At 61.2% G+C, this 19,283-nt stretch carries 18 protein-coding genes; 10 read left to right on the top strand and 8 right to left on the bottom strand.

Annotated elements, in window-relative coordinates; genetic code table 11:
- Positions 1 to 74: 74 nt before the first annotated feature.
- The 5 genes from D8U61_RS07805 to D8U61_RS07780 form a co-directional block, all read right to left on the bottom strand.
- Positions 75 to 2,090: a GGDEF domain-containing protein gene (locus tag D8U61_RS07805; protein WP_130903179.1), complete on the bottom strand. Its 2,016-nt coding sequence runs from the start codon at positions 2,088 to 2,090 to the stop codon at positions 75 to 77.
- A complete protein-coding gene (locus D8U61_RS07800; RefSeq protein ID WP_024014985.1) occupies positions 2,087 to 2,965 on the bottom strand; it encodes an endonuclease/exonuclease/phosphatase family protein in 879 nt (292 codons plus the stop codon). The genes D8U61_RS07805 and D8U61_RS07800 overlap by 4 nt, the downstream gene beginning before the upstream one ends.
- A 14-nt stretch (positions 2,966 to 2,979) precedes the next feature.
- Complete coding sequence (locus D8U61_RS07795) at positions 2,980 to 3,621, bottom strand: thiol:disulfide interchange protein DsbA/DsbL (protein WP_016772349.1); 642 nt, start codon at positions 3,619 to 3,621, stop codon at positions 2,980 to 2,982.
- A gap of 199 nt (positions 3,622 to 3,820) precedes the next feature.
- Positions 3,821 to 4,432, bottom strand: a complete 612-nt coding sequence (locus D8U61_RS07785; RefSeq protein ID WP_016772348.1) for a c-type cytochrome — start codon at positions 4,430 to 4,432, stop codon at positions 3,821 to 3,823.
- 30 nt (positions 4,433 to 4,462) lie between these two features.
- Positions 4,463 to 4,768 (bottom strand): c-type cytochrome, encoded by a 306-nt coding sequence (locus tag D8U61_RS07780; protein WP_016772347.1) that lies wholly within the window; start codon positions 4,766 to 4,768, stop codon positions 4,463 to 4,465.
- A 191-nt stretch (positions 4,769 to 4,959) separates the two neighbouring features.
- On the opposite strand from D8U61_RS07780, the gene yihA reads away from it, so the two are divergent.
- Positions 4,960 to 5,604, top strand: coding sequence for a ribosome biogenesis GTP-binding protein YihA/YsxC (yihA, locus tag D8U61_RS07775; RefSeq protein WP_110599637.1), 645 nt, complete (start codon positions 4,960 to 4,962; stop codon positions 5,602 to 5,604).
- Between the two features lie 404 nt (positions 5,605 to 6,008).
- Here yihA and polA read toward each other — a convergent pair whose 3' ends face one another.
- Complete coding sequence (gene polA / locus D8U61_RS07770) at positions 6,009 to 8,813, bottom strand: DNA polymerase I (RefSeq protein WP_125927309.1); 2,805 nt, start codon at positions 8,811 to 8,813, stop codon at positions 6,009 to 6,011.
- A gap of 74 nt (positions 8,814 to 8,887) precedes the next feature.
- Between polA and D8U61_RS07765 the strand changes: the two genes are divergently transcribed.
- Both D8U61_RS07765 and D8U61_RS07760 read left to right on the top strand, forming a co-directional pair.
- Positions 8,888 to 9,178, top strand: a complete 291-nt coding sequence (locus tag D8U61_RS07765; protein WP_071173956.1) for a DUF2782 domain-containing protein — start codon at positions 8,888 to 8,890, stop codon at positions 9,176 to 9,178.
- A 53-nt stretch (positions 9,179 to 9,231) separates the two neighbouring features.
- Entirely contained in the window at positions 9,232 to 10,185 is a 954-nt protein-coding gene (locus D8U61_RS07760; protein ID WP_125927308.1) for a homoserine kinase, read from the top strand.
- A 128-nt stretch (positions 10,186 to 10,313) separates the two neighbouring features.
- Here the strand turns inward: D8U61_RS07760 and D8U61_RS07750 are convergent, their stop codons facing one another.
- A complete protein-coding gene (locus D8U61_RS07750; protein WP_130888810.1) occupies positions 10,314 to 11,234 on the bottom strand; it encodes a zinc ABC transporter substrate-binding protein in 921 nt (306 codons plus the stop codon).
- Between the two features lie 66 nt (positions 11,235 to 11,300).
- Between D8U61_RS07750 and D8U61_RS07745 the strand changes: the two genes are divergently transcribed.
- From D8U61_RS07745 to D8U61_RS07730, 4 genes are read left to right on the top strand one after another with little or no spacing between them, the layout of a single operon-like run.
- Positions 11,301 to 11,792, top strand: a complete 492-nt coding sequence (locus D8U61_RS07745; RefSeq protein ID WP_125927305.1) for a Fur family transcriptional regulator — start codon at positions 11,301 to 11,303, stop codon at positions 11,790 to 11,792.
- Positions 11,792 to 12,577, top strand: a complete 786-nt coding sequence (znuC, locus tag D8U61_RS07740; RefSeq protein WP_024014991.1) for a zinc ABC transporter ATP-binding protein ZnuC — start codon at positions 11,792 to 11,794, stop codon at positions 12,575 to 12,577. Before D8U61_RS07745 ends, znuC begins: the two co-directional genes overlap by 1 nt.
- On the top strand, positions 12,570 to 13,358 hold the full coding sequence (znuB, locus tag D8U61_RS07735) for a zinc ABC transporter permease subunit ZnuB (RefSeq protein WP_016772340.1): 789 nt from the start codon (positions 12,570 to 12,572) through the stop codon (positions 13,356 to 13,358). Before znuC ends, znuB begins: the two co-directional genes overlap by 8 nt.
- 37 nt (positions 13,359 to 13,395) lie before the next feature.
- Positions 13,396 to 14,109: a PA5502 family lipoprotein gene (locus tag D8U61_RS07730; protein WP_024014992.1), complete on the top strand. Its 714-nt coding sequence runs from the start codon at positions 13,396 to 13,398 to the stop codon at positions 14,107 to 14,109.
- Positions 14,110 to 14,203: 94 nt separating this feature from the next.
- Here D8U61_RS07730 and katE read toward each other — a convergent pair whose 3' ends face one another.
- Positions 14,204 to 16,345: a catalase HPII gene (gene katE / locus D8U61_RS07725; protein WP_130926709.1), complete on the bottom strand. Its 2,142-nt coding sequence runs from the start codon at positions 16,343 to 16,345 to the stop codon at positions 14,204 to 14,206.
- A 263-nt stretch (positions 16,346 to 16,608) separates the two neighbouring features.
- Between katE and D8U61_RS07720 the strand changes: the two genes are divergently transcribed.
- From D8U61_RS07720 to D8U61_RS07710, 3 genes are all read left to right on the top strand, one after another.
- Positions 16,609 to 17,616 carry a methionine ABC transporter ATP-binding protein gene (locus D8U61_RS07720; protein WP_073470783.1) on the top strand — a complete coding sequence of 336 codons (1,008 nt, stop codon included), beginning with the start codon at positions 16,609 to 16,611 and terminating at the stop codon, positions 17,614 to 17,616.
- Positions 17,616 to 18,290, top strand: coding sequence for a methionine ABC transporter permease (locus tag D8U61_RS07715; protein ID WP_016772337.1), 675 nt, complete (start codon positions 17,616 to 17,618; stop codon positions 18,288 to 18,290). The genes D8U61_RS07720 and D8U61_RS07715 overlap by 1 nt, the downstream gene beginning before the upstream one ends.
- A 64-nt stretch (positions 18,291 to 18,354) precedes the next feature.
- Positions 18,355 to 19,125, top strand: a complete 771-nt coding sequence (locus D8U61_RS07710; RefSeq protein ID WP_016772336.1) for a MetQ/NlpA family ABC transporter substrate-binding protein — start codon at positions 18,355 to 18,357, stop codon at positions 19,123 to 19,125.
- Positions 19,126 to 19,283: the final 158 nt, after the last annotated feature.

Genomic DNA, 19,283 nt, shown 5'->3' with positions numbered 1-19,283 from the left:
AATGCAACAGTGTAACGTACGGATTTGCTCAGAGTCCGCCAGCGGGCGGATTTAAACAAAATGGAACAATTGCCTTAGCCGAGCTCGACTCGGTTGCGCCCGGCGTTTTTTGCTCGGTACAGCGCCTGATCGGCTCTTTTCAGCACCAGATCGCTGTGTTCTCCCACCCGGAATGACGCGAGTCCCATGGAAATGGTGATAGTCACTCGCTCGCCCTTGAAATGAAACGGGCAGGCTTCGATCGCCGCGCGCAGGGTTTCCAGCAGTTTCGCGCCCACCGCTGGTGGCGTCGCGGGCAGCAACAGCACGAACTCCTCACCGCCGAAACGGGCGATGAAATCCGAGCCGCGCAGGCGTTTGCGCAATACCGTGGCGATGATCTTCAGCACTTTGTCGCCGGCCAGATGGCCATAGCTGTCGTTGATCCGCTTGAAGTGATCGAGGTCGAGCATGGCCAGGCTGAGGGTGTTGCCGTGCTGCTGCCATTGCTGGATTTCATGCTCAAGGCGTTCGCTCCACGCCGCACGGTTGGGCAGGCCGGTCAACGGATCGATCAGGGCTTTCTGCCGCTGCTCTTCAAGGTGTTCACGGAAGCCCATGGCTTCCTGCTCCATATGCGCCACCCGCTCCGACAGGCTCTTCAACCTGGCGGCGACTTCCTGCTCTCGGGCGTCGCGCTGTTTCTGGTGCTGGTCCATCGTTCCCAGCAGGCCTTCCAGGTGATTCTCCAGCACATGCTTGAGGTCATCGAGGTCCGCCGCTTGCTGGACGCTGCTCTGCAAGCCGTCGACCTGCTCGCGAATCTGCGTGTCCATGGCCCGCGCCGCCGAGCTGTTGTCGGCATGCCCTTCGCTGGCCGCTTGCAGATTGCTCTGAAACGCTTCGAGGCGTTCGTTGAGTTGCTGCAGATAGGCTTCGAATTCGTGCTGACCGCTGTCGGTAATCGCCAGCATCAAGGTTGCGAGATCGTCGAGGATCGGCAGCAGTTCGTACCAGTTCAGTCCGTGTTTGAGCCGTTCGCGCATGGCTTCGGCTTGCGGCCGGTGGCGCTCGGGCAGGGTCAGGTCGTCGAGCAGGCCGATCAGCGTGTCTTCGATATGTCTGGCTACGGAGCTGTAGGACGGCTCCGGGGAATCCGGCAGCGCGAAGAGGATGTCGTGTTCCGACTGCTCCGGGTCGATGGCGGCCAAGGCCTGAGCAATCGGTTCGGGCAGGGGCAGGCTGTCGAGGAGCAGCGGCGACGGATCGCCGGGGTGGATCAGTTCGTCGGGGTTGAGTGCTTCGGTTGCTTGCGCAGCGACGGTTATCTCGGTGTCAGCTGCTGGCTCAACCTGCGTTGGCTCGGCTTCAACGGCGACCACAGGCGTAGCGAACGCAACGACTTGCGGCTCATCAGGCGGCGTCTGGACAGGCGCCTCGATGACGGTCTCGGGCGCTGCGATCGCTGGCTCAGCTTGGGCCACCGGTGCCGATTGCACAGGCTCCGGTTCAGATTGTCGGGCTTCGACCGGTTGCGGCACTGGTGTTGCTGGTATGTCGGCCGCCGGTGCAACGGCTTCTTCACTGTCGCGACTACCAAACAAACGCTGCAACAACCCCGGCCGCCCCGGCTCGGCAGGCGTTTCCAACTGACTCAAGGCCTTGCCCTGCAAGCCACTGAGTTCGCTCAACAGCAGCGGCATTTCCCGTGCCTGACCGACGCGGCTGTCCAGTTGTTTGGCGAATTTCTTCAGCGGTTGCGCGACTTCGCGCGGCAGCGGCAAAGCCTGCAACTGGGTGACCAGCGCGGTCAGTGCGGTGCTGACCTGATCAATGCGCGTTTCACGGCGCTGCTCGGAGTCGAGCACGGCTTTTTCCAGACGCGGCAGCAGGGCGGCGAGGCCGGCGTCCATGTCATCGGTACGCACGACTTCGCGCATTTCTTTCATGCACTGATCGACGACCTTGTCGGTGCCCTCGGCCGCCAGCGTGCTGCGCACCAGACCGCGCCGCAGCAGGTCGAGTCGCGCGGCCCAGCGGCGTTCGAGCTTGTCCTGCTGTTCGATGCTCTTGAGGTACTTCTCTTTCCAGCGCTGGGCGTCGTCGCTCATTCACAGGTTCCGCGAGGGGCAGGGCTCAACGCGGGCAATGCGTCAGCCGTGAGCGAACCCGGCAGACGAATTTCCACCGCGACCGGCAGGTGATCGGAAATGGGCTGGGCCAGCACCTCGACCTTTTCCAGGGTCAGGGTCGGGCTGAGCAGAATATGATCAAGGCAACGCTGTGGGCGCCAGCTGGGGAAGGTCGCTTCCACCTGCGGGGCCAGCAGGCCGAGATCGCGTAACGGCGAGTGTTCGAGCAGGTCGCTGGCATGGGTATTCATGTCGCCCATCAGCACCTGATGCTTGTACCCGCTGATCAAATCACGAATGTAGGCCAGTTGCAGGCTGCGCGTCCGCGCGCCGAGGGCCAGGTGCATCATCACCACCACCAGTGCCTCCGGACCTTCGCCGAAGCGCAGCAGGATCGCGCCGCGACCTTTCGGGCCGGGCAGCGGGTGATCCTCGATCGCCCACGGCTTCAGGCGACTGAGCACGCCATTGCTGTGCTGGGCCAGTCGACCGAGGTTGCGATTGAGTTGTTGATACCAGTAGGGAAAGGCGCCGAGGTGGGCCAGATGTTCGACCTGATTGACGTAGCCTGAGCGCAGGCTGCCGCCATCGGCTTCCTGCAGGGCGACCAGATCGAAGTCGCCGAGCAGGTCACCGATCTTTTGCAGATTGCCGGAACGCCCGGTGTGCGGCAGCAGATGCTGCCAGCTGCGGGTCAGGTAATGCCGATAGCGCTCGGTGCTGATGCCGACCTGAATGTTAAAGCTGAGCAAGCGCAGACGCTGGTCTGCGGGCAGGCCCGTAGACGCCAGATGATGCTCGTTGACCTGCGGATCATGCAGGCCAACGATGCGTTCGGACTTCCAGCGGCGCATGGCGAATGCCGCGCTTAGTTGGCAGCAGCCTTGTTAGCCGCTCGCTCTTTGGCGACCAGATCGTCAGCCAGCTTCAATGCTTGCTCGGCACCACCGGCAGAGCCGATGTCGAAGCGGTATTTACCATTGACGATCATGGTTGGCACGCCAGTGATTTCGTACTTCTTCGCCAGCTCACGGGCCTTGACGATCTGGCCTTTGATAGCGAACGAGTCGAAAGTGGCGAGGAACTTGTCCTTGTCCACGCCTTGAGTGGCGAGGAAGTCAGCCATGTCGTTCTTGTCGGTGAGCTTCTTGTGCTCTTTCTGGATCGCGTTGAACACGGCGTTGTGTACCTGATGCTCGACACCCATGGCTTCCAGAGTCAGGAACATCTGACCGTGAGCGTCCCATGGGCCGCCGAACATGGCGGGGATGCGCACGAAGTTGACGTCGGACGGCAGTTTTTCAACCCATGGATTGATCACTGGCTCAAAAGCGTAGCAATGCGGGCAGCCATACCAGAACAGCTCGACCACTTCGATTTTGCCAGGCTTTGCCACCGGCACCGGGTTGGCCAGTTCGACGTAAGGGGCGGCAGGGGCTTCAGCGGCCTGGGCAGTGACGCCGAACAGGCTGGCAGCGACGAGGGCGGCGCTGATGATCAGATTACGCATGCTTTACTCCTGAACAATTTGGGTCGCCTCGCTCGACCTGTTTCGACACAGATCCTGGCGGGCATGAGTGCTGTAGTGTAACGGCAGCGGCCACAAAAAAGGGCGGCCAAAGCCACCCTTTTTATACTTGCTGCGAAGGATTAATCGAGCGTTAACGTGGCGGGCGTTGCGCGCCTCGTTCAGCCCTCGATTCAGGGCCTCAGTGCAGGCCCTGGATGTAGCTGGAAACCGCAGCGATGTCTTCGTCGCTCAGCTTGCGTGCGATGGTGCGCATGGTCATTGCGTCGCCGTCGTTGGCGCGACCGCCGTCTTCCTTGCGGAAATCGGTCAGTTGCTTGGCGATGTATTGAGCGTGCTGGCCACCCAGATGGGGGAAGCCTGCGGCGGCATTGCCGGAGCCGTTCGGCGAGTGGCAGCCGGTGCAGGCTGGCAGACCTTTTTCCAGATTGCCGCCACGGAACAGCGCTTCACCGCGAGCGACGATCTTCGGATCGGCGGCGCCGACGCTGCCTTTCTGGCTGGCGAAGTACGCAGCGATGTCGGCCAGATCCTGGTCATTCAGGTTGGTCAGCAGCCCGGTCATTTCCAGCACCACGCGCTTGCCCGACTTGATGTCGTGCAATTGCTTGTCGAGGTAGCGTTCACCTTGACCTGCCAGTTTCGGAAAGTTTGGCGCCATGCTGTTGCCGTCCGGGCCATGGCAGGCTCCGCACACGGCAGCTTTGGCCTGGCCTGCTGCGGCATCGCCGGCAGCATGGGCGACACCTGAAATTCCCACGGTCAACAGCAGACTCACGATCAATTTGTTCATCAGCTAATCCAACTACGGCTAAGGGTTAAGTTATGGACCGGGCTTACTCTCGCTCATCCAAAGGATGATGGCCTGGTAATCCTCGGCACTGCAGTCCATGCACAAACCACGCGGCGGCATCGCCTTGAAACCCTGGGTCACGTGTTGCACCAGCGTCCCCATACCTTTCGCCAACCTCGGCGTCCAAGCTTCCTGATCGCCTCTTGCGGGCGCCATGGGTAGTTGGCCGGAATGACAGGCACCACAAACACGGTTGTACACAGCTTCCGGATCCTGTGTAGCCTGTGCGCTGTAAAGCGGCATCAAGACTCCGGCAGCCAGCAGCCATTTCGTCATAAAACGACCTTTTCAGGGTTGAGAGCGTTCTGCGTTCTAATGCGCAATCAAAGTCTGTCGCTCTCGTGAACTTCATCCTTCGCTGGGACAAAGCACACACAAAATCTGCGGCATTATATACTGGCGTCACTGAAACGGAAGCGACACCGCGTTCCGCGCCCAATCCCGGCGCCGCCCACATCGGAAATCCCATGCAACTCAAGAATCCCATCCTCGGCCTGTGCCAACAGTCCACGTTCATGCTCAGTGCCGCCAAAGTCGATCAATGCCCAGACGACGAAGGCTTCGAAGTGGCGTTTGCCGGTCGTTCCAACGCTGGCAAATCCAGCGCGCTGAACACCCTGACCCACGCCAGCCTGGCGCGCACCTCGAAAACTCCGGGTCGCACACAGCTGTTGAACTTCTTCAAGCTAGACGATGATCGCCGTCTGGTCGACCTGCCGGGGTACGGTTATGCAAAAGTACCGATCCCGCTCAAGCAACACTGGCAGCGCCACCTCGAGGCTTACCTCGGTGGTCGGGAGAGTTTGAAAGGTCTGATTCTGATGATGGACATCCGCCATCCGATGACCGACTTCGACCTGCTGATGCTCGACTGGGCCGTCGCCGCCGGCATGCCGATGCACATCCTGCTGACCAAGGCCGACAAGCTCACCTACGGCGCAGCCAAGAACACCTTGTTGAAAGTACAGTCGGAAATCCGCAAAGGCTGGGGCGACTCGATCACCATCCAGTTGTTCTCCGCCCCAAAACGCATGGGCCTGGAAGAGGCCTACACTGTATTGGCCAACTGGATGGAACTGGCAGACAAAGGCGCCGAGGCGGCAGCCGAGTAAGACAATTTCAAAACTGACTGTGGTGCTGTCAGGCAAGGCGAGAGTAACGCTAAAAAGCGGAGTTTAGGGGACCTGAATGAGCTTTTTTAGCGATGCTTTTAACGCAGCATGGCCGCGCTTCAGCCGATTTTTGGGCAAAAAAAGCCCCGGATTTCATTGGGGAGGGAGAAATTCCGGGGTTCAAGTTCCGAACCGCTAGGGCGGGGTTCAGATATCTGCCAACACTTAACACAACATAGGAGCATCGAAGGGCTTCACCAGCCATTCAGTACCTCTGAGTGTTCGATCAACAGATTAGTTCAGATTTTTTTCAAAAAGCTTTGGAATAGCCTCAAGCATTTATCGGTCTAAGCCCGGTTCCCGGGGCTTGCCGCGACGGCGCGTCGCGGCAACTCTGCCAATATTCAGTGCGCCTCATCCCAGTTGTTGCCCACGCCAACTTCCACCAGCAGCGGCACATCCAGTTTCGCCGCTTCGCTCATGTGCGTACGAATCTCGGCGCTGACCTGCTCGACCAGATCCTCGCGAACCTCCAGCACCAGTTCGTCGTGCACTTGCAGGATGACCCGCGCGTCCAGACCCGACGTGGTCAGCCAGTTATCCACAGCCACCATGGCTTTCTTGATGATGTCCGCTGCCGTGCCCTGCATCGGCGCGTTGATCGCCGTGCGTTCAGCGGCGGCGCGTTCCTGCGGCTTGTTCGAGTTGATCTCCGGCAGGTAGAGGCGACGGCCGAAGAAAGTTTCGACGTAACCCTGATCCGCCGCCTGCGCGCGAGTGCGCTCCATGTATTCGCGAACGCCTGGATAACGAGCGAAGTAGGTATCGATGTAAGCCTTGGCGGTCTTGGTGTCGACGCCGATGTCCTTGCCGAGCTTCTGCGCGCCCATGCCGTAGATCAGACCGAAGTTGATCGCCTTGGCGCTGCGGCGCTGGTCGGAGGTCACTTGATCGAGCTCGACCTTGAATACTTCGGCAGCGGTTGCAGTGTGCACGTCGAGATTGTTACGGAAGGCGTTCATCAGGCCTTCGTCGCGGGACAGGTGCGCCATGATCCGCAGTTCGATCTGCGAATAGTCCGCCGCCAGCAGTTTGTAGCCTTTGGGTGCGACGAACGCCTGACGAATGCGTCGGCCTTCGGCGGTGCGCACCGGAATGTTCTGCAGGTTCGGATCACTGGAGGACAGGCGCCCGGTCGAAGCCACAGCCTGGTGATACGAGGTGTGGATGCGCCCGGTACGCGGGTTGATCTGCTCCGGCAGGCGATCGGTGTAAGTGCTTTTCAGCTTGCTCATCGAGCGGTGCTCCATCAGCACCTTCGGCAAGCGGTGATCGTCTTCGGCGAGTTTCGCCAACACTTCTTCAGCGGTGGACGGCTGGCCTTTGGCGGTTTTCTTCAGCACCGGCAGGCCGAGCTTTTCATAAAGAATCACGCCCAGCTGCTTCGGCGAGCCGAGGTTGAATTCTTCCCCGGCGATTTCGAAGGCCTCACGCTCCAGCGCGACCATTTTGTTGCCAAGCTCAATGCTCTGAATGCCCAGCAACTCGGCATCGACGAACGCACCCTGGCGTTCGATGCGAGCCAGCACTGGCACCAGCGGGATCTCAATGTCGGTCAGCACGCTGGCCAGGCTCGGAATCGCGCTGAGCTTGTCGAACAGGGCCTGATGCAGGCGCAGGGTGATGTCGGCGTCTTCAGCGGCGTACGGCCCGGCCTGTTCCAGGGCGATCTGGTCGAAGGTCAGCTGCTTGGCACCTTTGCCGGCGATGTCCTGGAAGCTCACCGTGGTGTGATCGAGGTATTTCTGCGCGAGGCTGTCCATGTCATGGCGGGTTGCGGTGGAGTTGAGTACGTAGGACTCGAGCATGGTGTCGAAGGCGATGCCGCGCACGCTGATGCCTTCACTCTGATCGCCGCCAATGGCGCAGTTGGCCAGAATGTTCATGTCGAACTTGGCGTGCTGGCCGACCTTGAGTTTGTTCGGGTCTTCCAGAATCGGCTTGAGTGCGCGCAGCACGGTGTCGCGATCCAGCTGCTCCGGCACGCCGATGTAGGAATGGGTCAGCGGGATGTACGCGGCTTCGTTGGCCTGTACGGCGAACGACAGGCCAACCAGTTGCGCCTGCTGCGCGTCGATGCCGGTGGTCTCGGTGTCGAAGGCGATCAGTTTGGCGTTGCGCAGTTTTTCCAGCCAGACGTCGAAGCGGGCCTGATCGAGGATGGTTTCGTATGCGGCCTCGACAGGAGCAACAGGTGCCTCGGCTTGCGGGGCGCTGAACAGATCGCCCGCCGGTGCAGGTTCGGCCGCCGCGCTCAGTTCCAGACGCTTGGCATCGCGATCCAGATCATTGAGCCAGCTCTTGAATTCCAGCAGGGTGTACAGCTCGTAGAGTTTGGCCGGGTCTTCCGCGCCCATTTGCAGATCATCGAGACCGATATCCAGCGGCACATCGACCTTGATGGTCGCCAGTTGATAGGACAGGAAAGCCATCTCCCGGTGCTCTTCGAGCTTGGCCGGCAAGTTTTTTGCGCCACGGATCGGCAGGGTCGGCACGATATCGAGGTTGGCGTACAGCTCGGTCAGGCCGCCGTTGACGCCGACCAGCAGGCCGGACGCCGTCTTCGGGCCGATGCCCGGCACGCCCGGAATGTTGTCGGACGAATCGCCCATCAGCGCCAGATAATCGATGATCTGCTCCGGTGCGACGCCAAATTTCTCCTTAACGCCCTCCACATCCATCGAGCTACCGGACATGGTGTTGACCAAGGTAATGTGGCCATCGACCAGTTGCGCCATGTCCTTGTCACCGGTGGAAATGATCACCGGGCGATCCGCCGCTGCGCTACTGCGGGCGAGGGTGCCGATTACGTCGTCGGCCTCGACGCCGTCGACGCACAGGAGCGGGAAGCCGAGGGCGATCACGCTCTGGTGCAGCGGCTCGATCTGCACGCGCATGTCATCGGGCATGCTTGGCCGGTTGGCCTTGTATTCGGCGTACATCTCATCGCGAAATGTCCCGCCCTTGGCGTCGAACACTACGGCGAAGGGGCTGTCCGGGTACTGCTTGCGCAGACTCTTGAGCATGTTCAGCACGCCTTTGACCGCACCGGTCGGCAGGCCTTTGGACGTGGTCAGTGGTGGCAGTGCATGAAAGGCGCGGTACAGGTAAGACGAACCGTCCACCAGGACGAGGGGGGCTTGGCTCATGAGCAGGATCAACCTTTTCGGCGGGTCCGGGGCTAGAATAGCGGGACCGTTGACGACAAAGGGACAAGGTTATCATGCGTACGTTAAATCGCTTGCTGCTGGTCGGGTTGATCGCTGTCTCACCACTGGCCGCGATCGCGGCGGATGATGCGCCGGGCGGCGACCCCGAGGTCACCATACGCACGGAGGGCGACAAGACCATTGAGGAGTACCGCCAGAACGGTTTCCTCTATGCGATCAAAGTCACGCCAAAGGGCGCGCCGCCTTACTTTCTGGTGCGCGCCGACGGGACGGATGCCAATTTCATCCGTTCGGATCAGCCGGATATGCTGATCCCGTCATGGAAGATATTCGAATGGAAATAGGTTTTTAATTCACTCGGCGCCGCCGCTGCGGCGCCCGTACTGGCAGTTAAGACATGTCTGTGTTCACTCCCCTGGCTCGGCCCGAGCTGGAAACCTTTCTCGCCCCTTACGGGCTCGGCCGCCTGCTTGATTTCCAGGGGATCGCCGCCGGCAGCGAAAACACCAATTTCTTCATCAGCCTGGAGCAGGGCGAGTTTGTCCTGACCCTGGTCGAGCGCGGCCCGGTGCAAGAGATGCCGTTCTTCATCGACCTGCTCGACGTGCTGCACGAAGCCGATCTGCCGGTGCCTTACGCCCTGCGCACCACAGACGGTGTGGCCCTGCGTGAACTCAAAGGCAAGCCGGCATTGCTGCAACCGCGCCTGTCGGGCAAGCACATCAAGGTCGCCAACGCCCAGCATTGCGCCCAGGTCGGCGAGTTGCAGGCGCATCTGCACCTGGCGACTCAAGGCGAACGCATGATCAAGCGCAAGACCGATCGTGGGCTGGACTGGATGCTGGAGGAGGGCACTGAATTTCTCTCGCACCTGAGCGATGAGCCGCGTGCCTTGCTGCAAAAGGCGCTGGATGAGATCACCGAGCGCAAAGACAAGATCCTTGCACTGCCTCGGGCGAACATTCACGCCGACCTGTTCCGCGACAACGCCATGTTCGAAGGCACCCACCTGACCGGGCTGATCGACTTCTACAACGCCTGCTCGGGGCCGATGCTGTACGACGTGGCAATTGCCTTGAATGACTGGTGTTCGGACGACGAGGGCGTGATCGATGGCCCGCGTGCGCGTGCGTTTCTCGGTGCCTATGCGGCGCTGCGGCCGTTCACGGCGGCGGAGGCTGAGCTCTGGCCAACGATGTTGCGTGTGGCCTGTGTGCGGTTCTGGCTGTCACGCTTGATCGCCGCCGAGCAGTTCGCCGGGCAGGATGTGTTGATTCACGATCCGCAGGAATTCGAGCAGCGCCTGGCGCAGCGGCAGAAGGTCAGCACACCGTTGCCTTTCGCCCTCTGAGTAGATTCGCCAAGCAAACATGAACCTGTGGAAGCGAGCCTGCTCGCGAAGGCGGCGGCCCGTTCAGCATTCTTGCTGACTGACCCACCGCTTTCGCGAGCAGGCTCGCTCCCACAGGGTTTGTGTTGTTACAACGATTCCAGGCATCCCGCCAAATCATTGCCCAACTTTTCCAACACCTGCTCATAGCCCTGAGCCGTCGCCGGGGTGTACCCGCCCAACGCATCCAGTTCCGCCAGCTTCACCGGCAGGCCAGCCACCAGTGTTTCCGCCAGGCGCGGACGCAATGGCGGTTCGCTGAACACACAGGTCTTGCCCACTTCCTGCAAACGCTTGCGCATCGCCGCGACGTGCTGGGCGCCGGGTTGTACTTCGGCGGCCACCGCGAACACCCCGGCGTGCTTCAGCCCATAAGCGTCTTCGAAATAATCGAAGGCTTCGTGGAAGACGAAGTACGGCTTGCCTTCGACATTGGCCAGGCGCTTCTTCAAACGCTGATCCAGCGCATCCAGACGTGCATCGAAGGCTTTGGCATTGCTCTGATAACGCTGGGCATTGGCCGGGTCGGCGGCGCTGAGGTCGGCAGCCATTTTGTCGGCGATCACCCGCGCATTGACCGGTGACAGCCACAAATGTGCATCCAGCGAGCCGGGGCGATGATCGTGATCATGCTCGTCGGCTTCTTCGGCATGGGAATGGTTGTCCGCGCCGAAATGCCTCAGGTTGAGGCCAGGCAGATCCTGCACCGCGACGCTCGGCAGGCTGCGACCGCCGAGTACGCGCGGCAGGAAACCTTCCATGTCCGGGCCGATCCAGTAGAGCAGATCGACCGACTGCACCTTCCGTACGTCGGACGGGCGCAGGGCGTAATTGTGCGGCGAGGCACCCGGCGGCAGCAGCACCTCGGGAATCGCCACGCCGTCCTGCACGGCAGCGGCAATCAACTGCAACGGCTTGATGCTGGTGAGCACTTTGACCTCGGCCTGAGCCGTACCGATCAGCAGAAAACTGGCAACAAAAGCCACGAAAACAGAAAAAAGTCGGGACACGATGACCACTCAAGGAAGCGAGAACGGGTAACATAATAACGTCTCCAGCAAATCTCGTCGCCGCTCATGCCTATTACCCCTATTACCCCTATTGCCAGCCGTCCCCACGACCACTCCCATTGCGTGCACAGCGCTCTGTCCGAGGCCGATACCTTGTGCGCGCAGAAAGGTTTGCGTCTGACTGCCCTGCGCCGCCGCGTGCTGGAACTGGTCTGGCAAAGCCACAAGCCGCTGGGTGCCTACGACATCCTCGCGGTGCTCAGCGAGCAGGACGGCCGCCGCGCCGCGCCGCCTACGGTGTACCGCGCACTGGATTTCCTGCTGGAAAACGGCCTGGTCCATCGCATCTCGTCGCTCAACGCCTTCGTTGGCTGCGTGCATCCTGAACACGCGCATCAGGGCCAGTTCCTGATCTGCCGCGAGTGCCACGCCGCCATCGAACTTGAGCAAAAAGTGATCAGCGACGCGATCATCAGCAGCGCCAAAGACGTCGGTTTCATCGTCGAAGCGCAGACCGTCGAAGTGGTCGGCCTGTGCGCCGGTTGCCAGGGGGCCTGATGAGCAATGCGCTGATCCGTCTGGAACAGGTCGCCGTCACGTTTGCCGGGCAGACCGTGCTGGACAACATCGAGCTGAGCGTCGAGCCGGGGCAGATCGTCACCCTGATCGGCCCCAACGGCGCCGGCAAAACCACGCTGGTACGCGCCGTGCTCGGGCTGTTGAAGCCAAACAGCGGCAGCGTCTGGCGCAAACCGAAACTGCGCGTCGGCTACATGCCGCAGAAGCTGCATGTCGACCCGACCCTGCCGCTGTCAGTGCTGCGCTTCCTGCGCCTGGTGCCTGGCGTCGATCGTTCGCGTGCCTTGGCCGCATTGAAGGAGGTCGGCGCCGAACACGTGATCGACAGCCCGGTGCAGAGCGTTTCCGGCGGCGAAATGCAGCGCGTGCTGCTGGCTCGGGCACTGCTGCGTGAGCCTGAGCTGCTGGTGCTCGATGAGCCGGTGCAGGGCGTCGACGTGGCCGGGCAGGCCGAGCTGTACAGCCTGATCACCCGGCTGCGCGACCGCCACGGTTGCGGCGTGCTGATGGTGTCCCACGATTTGCATCTGGTGATGAGCACCACCGATCAGGTGGTCTGCCTCAACCGCCACGTCTGCTGCTCCGGGCACCCCGAGCAGGTCAGCGGCGATCCGGCATTCGTCGAACTGTTCGGCAAGAACGCGCCGAGTCTGGCGATCTATCACCACCATCACGACCACGCCCACGACCTGCACGGTTCGGTGGTCAAAGGCCCGCTCGGCGGGCAACCTCATGTTCATGGAGACGGCTGCAAGCATGGCTGATTTTCTTTTGTATGCCCTGCTTGCAGGTCTGGCCCTGGCGCTGGTGGCCGGACCGCTCGGCTCGTTTGTGGTGTGGCGGCGCATGGCCTATTTCGGCGATACGCTGTCCCACGCCGCACTGCTCGGCGTGGCGCTGGGCTTTCTGCTGGACGTCAGCCCGACGGTGGCGGTAACGGTCGGTTGCCTGCTGCTGGCGGTGCTCTTGGTGACGCTGCAACAGCGTCAGCCGCTGGCGTCCGACACGCTGTTGGGAATTCTTGCACCGAGCACGCTCTCTCTCGGCCTGGTGGTACTAAGCTTCATGCATGAAGTGCGGATCGACCTGATGGCCTATCTGTTTGGCGACTTGCTGGCGATCAGTCCGAGCGACCTGGCGTGGATTCTCGGCGGCACTGCGGCGGTGCTGGTGTTGCTGGTGACGCTGTGGCGGCCGCTGCTGGCGGTCACCGTGCACGAAGAATTGGCGCGGGTCGAAGGCCTGCCGGTTGCGGGTTTGCGCTTGGCGCTGATGCTGTTGATCGCGGTGGTGATCGCCGTGGCGATGAAAATCGTCGGGGTGCTGCTGATCACTTCGCTGCTGATCATCCCTGCGGCTGCGGCACAGCGTCACGCCCGTTCGCCGGAGCAGATGGCGCTGGGCGCGAGCCTGCTGGGCATGCTCGCGGTGTGCGGCGGGCTGGCGTTGTCGTGGTTCAAGGACACCCCGGCGGGGCCGTCGATCGTGGTGACGGCAGCCGCGCTGTTTCTGTTGAGTTTTGTTCTGCCCCGTCGTGGGGTGTAGACTTGGCCGCTTTTTGCGCAATTAGAGAGTCGCAGGAATGAAGCCGTTCGCCTCCCGTTATCTGCTCCTTGTCGCATTTTCAGTGCTGCTGGGCGCCTGCCAAAGCACGCCGCCGGTGGCTGAAGTCCCGGATGCGCGGGCTACGGCCATCGCACAGCTGGAGCAAAGCCTCGCCAGCAGCGAACTGGCCACCGCCGAAGACCAGTTGGCCGCGTTGCAGGCCGCAACCCCCAATGATCAATCCCTGGAGCAATACCAGCGGCAGCTGGCCGAGGCGTACCTGCGCCGCAGCCAGATCGTCCTGCAAAAAGGCGATGTCAACGCTGCAGCCACTGCATTGAGCCGTGCTCGCGCCCTGATGCCCAAAGCGCCCGCGCTGACCGGCGGCGTCAACGGCGCGATCACCGAAGCGCGCAAGGCCGAGCTGGAAAAGGCTGAGGCCGCACTGCTGGCTGCCGAAGCCAGGCCGAAAGCCAAGGTCATCGACCCGACCGCCGAAAGCACCACCGTTGCGTTGAACATCGGCGATATTCACAAGCTGCAACGACAACTCGATGCGATCGCCGCCGATGTGGTGAATTACGAATGCGCCGTCAGCATTCAGGCGCCGCGCACCGCGGATTATCCCTGGCTGGCGACGTTGCTGAGCAAGCGAGTCAAGAAGCTCGATCCAGATTTTGATTTGCAGATCGACAAGCAGATCCTGCGCACAGTGCCGGCGCAGATGGTTTTAAGCCCGCGCAAGCCTTAAAAAGCTTCGCGAGCAGGCTCGCTCCCACAGGTGCAACAGCGTACCTGTGGGAGCGAGCCTGCTCGCGAAAGCGTCCGCTCAGCCAATAAAGATCTTAAGCCGGAATCGCCTTGGCCTTAGGCTCCCGCGCCCAGACCCGATGCTCGCCAATCGCGGCGAAGAACGGTTTGGTCAACGCACCCACATCCGCCCCCTGCAACAGCCCCGCATCCGCATCGAGCTTCAGCAAGTCCTGCAACTGCTTGGCCTCGCCGTGCAGCGCGATCGCCTTCAGGTGCTTGTAGGCCTCCAGCAGATAGTGCAGCGCTACGCCGTCACCGCTCAACGCGGTAATCGACGCCGCGCCACCCGGTACGAACACCGCATCGAACGCAATTGAAGGCATGCCTTCCATCGACGCATCCACCGGCAATGCCTTGCCGTCAGCGGCTGTCACTGGCGCCGAGGTCGGGCCGAGCAGTTTTGCGTGAGCGCCTTCGGCTTCCAGCGCTTTCTTCATCGCATCGATGGCCGCAGCATCAACTCCGTTGGCCGCGAGAATCGCCACCTTGCGCGTCTTGATATTGCCCGGCAGCAGGTTGGCCTGGCTCAGCGCTGGCGATTGCTCCAGCGAGGTCTTGCGCACTTCGACCGTGCCTTTGGCTGGCGCCGGCAAGCCGAGGTTTTCCGCCACGCGTTTGGCCAGGGTCAGGTCGATATTGGCGAGGATTTCGTTCACTTCACGGGCACGGATGAACTCACGCTCGACCTTGCCCAGCTCGAAGCTGTAGGCAGCGATGATGTGCTCTTTCTCGTGCTCGCTCATGCTGTTGAAGAACAAGCGGGCCTGGGAGAAGTGATCGCTGAACGATTCGCTGCGCTGACGGATCTTCGCTGCGTCGATGCGCTCCGGGTAGCTCTCGAAACCACCGTCCTGTGCCGCCGGCGGGGTTTCTTTCGGCCAGCCGCCGTCGATCGAGTTTGGCTCGTAAGAAGCGCGGCCCTTGTCGATGGTGGTGCGGTGTTGTGCATCGCGCTGGCCGTTGTGGAACGGCGCCACCGGACGGTTGATCGGCAGCTCATGGAAGTTCGGCCCGCCGAGTCGGCTGATCTGCGTGTCGGTGTAGGAAAACAGCCGACCTTGCAGAAGCGGGTCATTGGAGAAGTCGATGCCTGGCACGATGTGGCCAGGGCAGAAAGCGACCTGCTCGGTTTCCGCGAAGAAGTTGTCCGGGTTGCGGTTCAGGGTCATTTTGCCCAGCGGCGTAATCGGAACGATTTCTTCGGGGATGATCTTGGTCGGGTCGAGGATGTCGAAGTCAAAATCGTGTTCGTTCTCTTCTTCGACGATCTGCACGCCCAGTTCCCATTCCGGGTAATCGCCCATCTCGATCGCTTCCCACAGGTCGCGGCGGTGGTAGTCGGTGTCCTTACCGGCGAGCTTCTGCGCCTCGTCCCACACCAGCGAGCAAGTGCCGGCGGTAGGGCGCCAGTGGAATTTGACGAAGCGTGATTTGCCCTCGGCGTTGATCAGGCGGAAGGTGTGTACGCCAAAGCCCTGCATGCTGCGCAGGCTTTTCGGGATCGCCCGGTCGGACATCGCCCAGATGACCATGTGCGCCGATTCCGGCACCAGCGAGACGAAGTCCCAGAACGTGTCGTGAGCCGAGCCGCCGGTGGGAATTTCGTTGTGCGGCTCGGGTTTCACCGCGTGGACGAAGTCCGGGAACTTGATCGCGTCCTGAATGAAGAACACCGGCATGTTGTTGCCGACCAGGTCGAAGTTGCCTTCATCGGTAAAAAATTTCACCGCAAAGCCACGCACGTCACGCACGGTATCGCCGGAACCACGTGGCCCCTGCACCGTGGAAAAGCGCACGAACACTGGCGTCTTCTTGCCCGGATCCTGTAGGAAGCCGGCCTTGGTCAGTGCTGCATGGTTCTCGTAGGTCTGAAAGAAACCGTGGGCGCCGGTACCGCGCGCATGGACGATGCGCTCTGGAATGCGCTCATGGTCAAAGTGCGTGATCTTTTCACGCATGATGAAGTCTTCCAGCAGCGACGGCCCGCGCGGCCCGGCTTTGAGGGTGTTCTGGTTGTCGGCGATCTTCACGCCCTGATTGGTGCGCAGTGCCTGACCGGTGGCGTCGGAACGGAATTCTTCCAGGCTGTCGAGCTTGGCATTGGTGTTGGCGCGATCCGGGGTGTCGGTCCCGGCCATTTCGCTTTTAGCAGGTGCAGGCTTTTTGATGCTCATCAGACGTAAACTCCTCGTTTGGCCCCGGATGCCTTCCGCAGACCCTTGAGTGATTCCCGGGCACGGCACCCAGGGTTTCAAGTCGCTTAACTAGTGACTGATGAGGCGCTCGGAGCGTTCCTTTTTTATGACCTTTGATCTTGTTATTGCCAAATCGAAGGTTAATTGCGAAATAAATGCTAAGAACCTCTATACGGACAGGCTAAAATGCGCGCCCGGCTAACCGCTGATCCTTTTCCAACGCGCCCCACAAGGTTCGCTACGTGATCGAGTTTCAAAACGTCCACAAGACTTACCGCGTTGCCGGTAAGGATATTCCCGCGCTGCACCCGACCAGTCTCGCCATCGAGAACGGCCAGGTGTTCGGCCTGATTGGCCATTCCGGTGCGGGCAAAAGTACCCTGCTGCGTCTGATCAATCGTCTGGAAGATTCCAGTGGCGGCAAGATCATCGTCGACGGCGAAGAAGTCACCGCACTGGACGCCAACGGCCTGCGCCGTTTCCGCCAGCAGGTCGGGATGATCTTCCAGCACTTCAACCTGCTCGCCTCCAAGACCGTCGCCGACAACGTGGCCCTGCCGCTGACCCTGGCCGGTGAGTTGTCGAGCAGCGAAATCAACCATCGCGTGGCCGAGCTGCTGGCGCGGGTCGGTCTGTCCGACCACGCGAAAAAGTACCCGGCGCAATTGTCCGGCGGTCAGAAGCAACGCGTCGGCATTGCCCGTGCGCTGGCGACCAAGCCGAAAATTCTGCTGTGCGACGAGGCCACCAGCGCCCTCGACCCGCAGACCACGGCATCGGTCCTGCAACTGCTGGCCGAAATCAACCGCGAACTGAAACTGACCATCGTCCTGATCACCCACGAGATGGACGTGATCCGTCGCGTCTGCGATCAGGTCGCGGTGATGGACGCTGGCGTGATCGTCGAGCAGGGTCCGGTGGCCGATGTGTTCCTGCATCCGCAGCACCCGACCACCAAGCGTTTCGTCCAGGAAAGCGAGCAGATCGACGAGAGCGAGCAGCGTGACGACTTCGCCCATGTGCCCGGGCGCATCGTGCGTCTGACCTTTCAGGGCGAGGCGACCTACGCGCCGTTGCTCGGCACCGTCGCGCGGGAAACCGGCGTCGACTACAGCATCCTTGCCGGTCGCATCGACCGCATCAAAGACATTCCGTACGGGCAACTGACCCTCGCTGTCACCGGTGGCGACATGGAAGCGGCGTTTGCCCGCTTCACCGCCGCTGACGTTCACATGGAGGTGTTGCGCTAATGGCCGACCTAATGAGTTTCTTCGCCAATATCGACTGGTATGAAATCTGGCTGGCGACTGGCGACACCATGCTGATGCTCGGCGGTTCGCTGTTGTTCACGGTGCTGCTCGGTCTGCCGCTGGGCGTGCTGCTGTTTCTCTGCAGCCCGCGTCAGTTGCTGGAGAACCGTGGCCTCTACGCCGTGCTGTCGCTGGTGGTGAACATCTTGCGTTCGCTGCCGTTCATCATTCTGCTGATCGTGATGATCCCGTTCACCGTGCTGATCACCGGCACCTCGCTGGGTGTGGCCGGGGCGATCCCGCCGCTGGTGGTGGGCGCCACGCCGTTCTTCGCGCGTCTGGTGGAAACCGCGCTGCGCGAAGTCGATCGCGGCATCATCGAAGCGACCCAGTCGATGGGCGCGACCACGCGGCAGATCATCATGAACGCCTTGCTGCCGGAAGCCCGTCCGGGCATCTTCGCAGCGATTACGGTGACAGCGATTACACTGGTGTCCTACACGGCGATGGCCGGTGTGGTCGGCGCCGGTGGTCTGGGCGACCTGGCGATCCGTTTCGGCTACCAGCGTTTCCAGACTGACGTGATGATCGTCACCGTGGTGCTGCTGTTGATTCTGGTGCAAGTGCTGCAAATGGTTGGCGACCGTCTGGTCGTGCATTTCTCGCGCAAATAAGCGGTTTTTTAATCAAGAGGCGCGGGCCATTCGCTGGCGGGCGCCCTCACAAGGAGTTAGCTGAATGAAAAAACTGATCGCTGCTTTCGCCGCTGTTGCGGCGTTTTCGGCCCACGCCGAGACCCTGACCGTTGCCGCCACCCCGGTGCCGCACGCGGAAATCCTCGAATTCGTCAAACCGGCCCTGGCCAAGGAAGGCGTGGATCTGAAGGTCAAGGTCTTCACCGACTACATTCAGCCGAACGTACAGGTCGCTGAAAAGCGTCTGGACGCCAACTTCTTCCAGCACCAGCCGTACCTCGATGAGTTCAACAAGGCCAAGGGCACCAGCCTCGTCGCCGTGACCGGCGTGCACCTGGAGCCGCTGGGTGCTTATTCGAGCAAGCTCAAGGATCTGAAGGACCTGCCCGGTGGTGCCAACGTGGTGATCCCGAACGACGCCACCAACGGCGGCCGTGCGCTGTTGCTGCTGGACAAGGCTGGCGTGATCAAGCTCAAGGATTCAAAAAACATCCTGTCGACCGTCAAAGACATCGCCGAGAATCCGAAAGACCTGAAGATCCGTGAACTGGAAGCCGCGACCATCCCGCGCGTGCTGACTCAGGTTGATCTGGCGCTGATCAACACCAACTACGCGCTGGAAGCCAAGCTTGATCCGTCCAAGGATGCGCTGGTGATCGAAGGCAACGACTCGCCGTACGTGAACATCCTCGTGTCCCGCGCGGACAACAAGGACAGCGACGCGATGAAGAAACTGGCTGCTGCGCTGCACAGCCCGGAAGTGAAGCAGTTCATTACCGAGAAGTACAAAGGCGCGGTGTTGCCGGCGTTCTGATTCAGGTTGCTGCAATGAAAAAGGGGACGCCAATGGCGTCCCCTTTTTTGTGTCTGGTGCCTGGCTTGCGACCTGCCTTGAAGCTTCCCCTCACCCCAGCCCTCTCCCGAGGGAGAGGGGGCCGACCTTCAAGCTTTTCGAGCCTGAGATCGACTCAC

Source organism: Pseudomonas sp. Sample_14 (genome assembly GCF_004307515.1).
GTDB classification, from domain to species: Bacteria; Pseudomonadota; Gammaproteobacteria; order Pseudomonadales; family Pseudomonadaceae; genus Aquipseudomonas; species Aquipseudomonas atacamensis.
Note: the sequence above shows the minus strand (reverse complement) of the source record. Positions and strands in the feature narration are given on the sequence as shown.

Excerpts from the sequence above, each read along its gene's own strand:
- znuC (WP_024014991.1), top strand. The coding sequence starts at position 11,792 with ATGAGCAATGCGCTGATCCGTCTGGAACAGGTCGCCGTCACGTTTGCC.
- D8U61_RS07760 (WP_125927308.1), top strand. The coding sequence starts at position 9,232 with ATGTCTGTGTTCACTCCCCTGGCTCGGCCCGAGCTGGAAACCTTTCTC.
- D8U61_RS07765 (WP_071173956.1), top strand. The coding sequence starts at position 8,888 with ATGCGTACGTTAAATCGCTTGCTGCTGGTCGGGTTGATCGCTGTCTCA.
- D8U61_RS07745 (WP_125927305.1), top strand. The coding sequence starts at position 11,301 with ATGCCTATTACCCCTATTACCCCTATTGCCAGCCGTCCCCACGACCAC.
- katE (WP_130926709.1), bottom strand. The coding sequence starts at position 16,345 with ATGAGCATCAAAAAGCCTGCACCTGCTAAAAGCGAAATGGCCGGGACC.
- D8U61_RS07715 (WP_016772337.1), top strand. The coding sequence starts at position 17,616 with ATGGCCGACCTAATGAGTTTCTTCGCCAATATCGACTGGTATGAAATC.
- znuB (WP_016772340.1), top strand. The coding sequence starts at position 12,570 with ATGGCTGATTTTCTTTTGTATGCCCTGCTTGCAGGTCTGGCCCTGGCG.
- D8U61_RS07795 (WP_016772349.1), bottom strand. The coding sequence starts at position 3,621 with ATGCGTAATCTGATCATCAGCGCCGCCCTCGTCGCTGCCAGCCTGTTC.
- D8U61_RS07780 (WP_016772347.1), bottom strand. The coding sequence starts at position 4,768 with ATGACGAAATGGCTGCTGGCTGCCGGAGTCTTGATGCCGCTTTACAGC.
- D8U61_RS07805 (WP_130903179.1), bottom strand. The coding sequence starts at position 2,090 with ATGAGCGACGACGCCCAGCGCTGGAAAGAGAAGTACCTCAAGAGCATC.
- D8U61_RS07800 (WP_024014985.1), bottom strand. The coding sequence starts at position 2,965 with ATGCGCCGCTGGAAGTCCGAACGCATCGTTGGCCTGCATGATCCGCAG.
- D8U61_RS07730 (WP_024014992.1), top strand. The coding sequence starts at position 13,396 with ATGAAGCCGTTCGCCTCCCGTTATCTGCTCCTTGTCGCATTTTCAGTG.
- D8U61_RS07785 (WP_016772348.1), bottom strand. The coding sequence starts at position 4,432 with ATGAACAAATTGATCGTGAGTCTGCTGTTGACCGTGGGAATTTCAGGT.
- D8U61_RS07710 (WP_016772336.1), top strand. The coding sequence starts at position 18,355 with ATGAAAAAACTGATCGCTGCTTTCGCCGCTGTTGCGGCGTTTTCGGCC.
- polA (WP_125927309.1), bottom strand. The coding sequence starts at position 8,813 with ATGAGCCAAGCCCCCCTCGTCCTGGTGGACGGTTCGTCTTACCTGTAC.
- yihA (WP_110599637.1), top strand. The coding sequence starts at position 4,960 with ATGCAACTCAAGAATCCCATCCTCGGCCTGTGCCAACAGTCCACGTTC.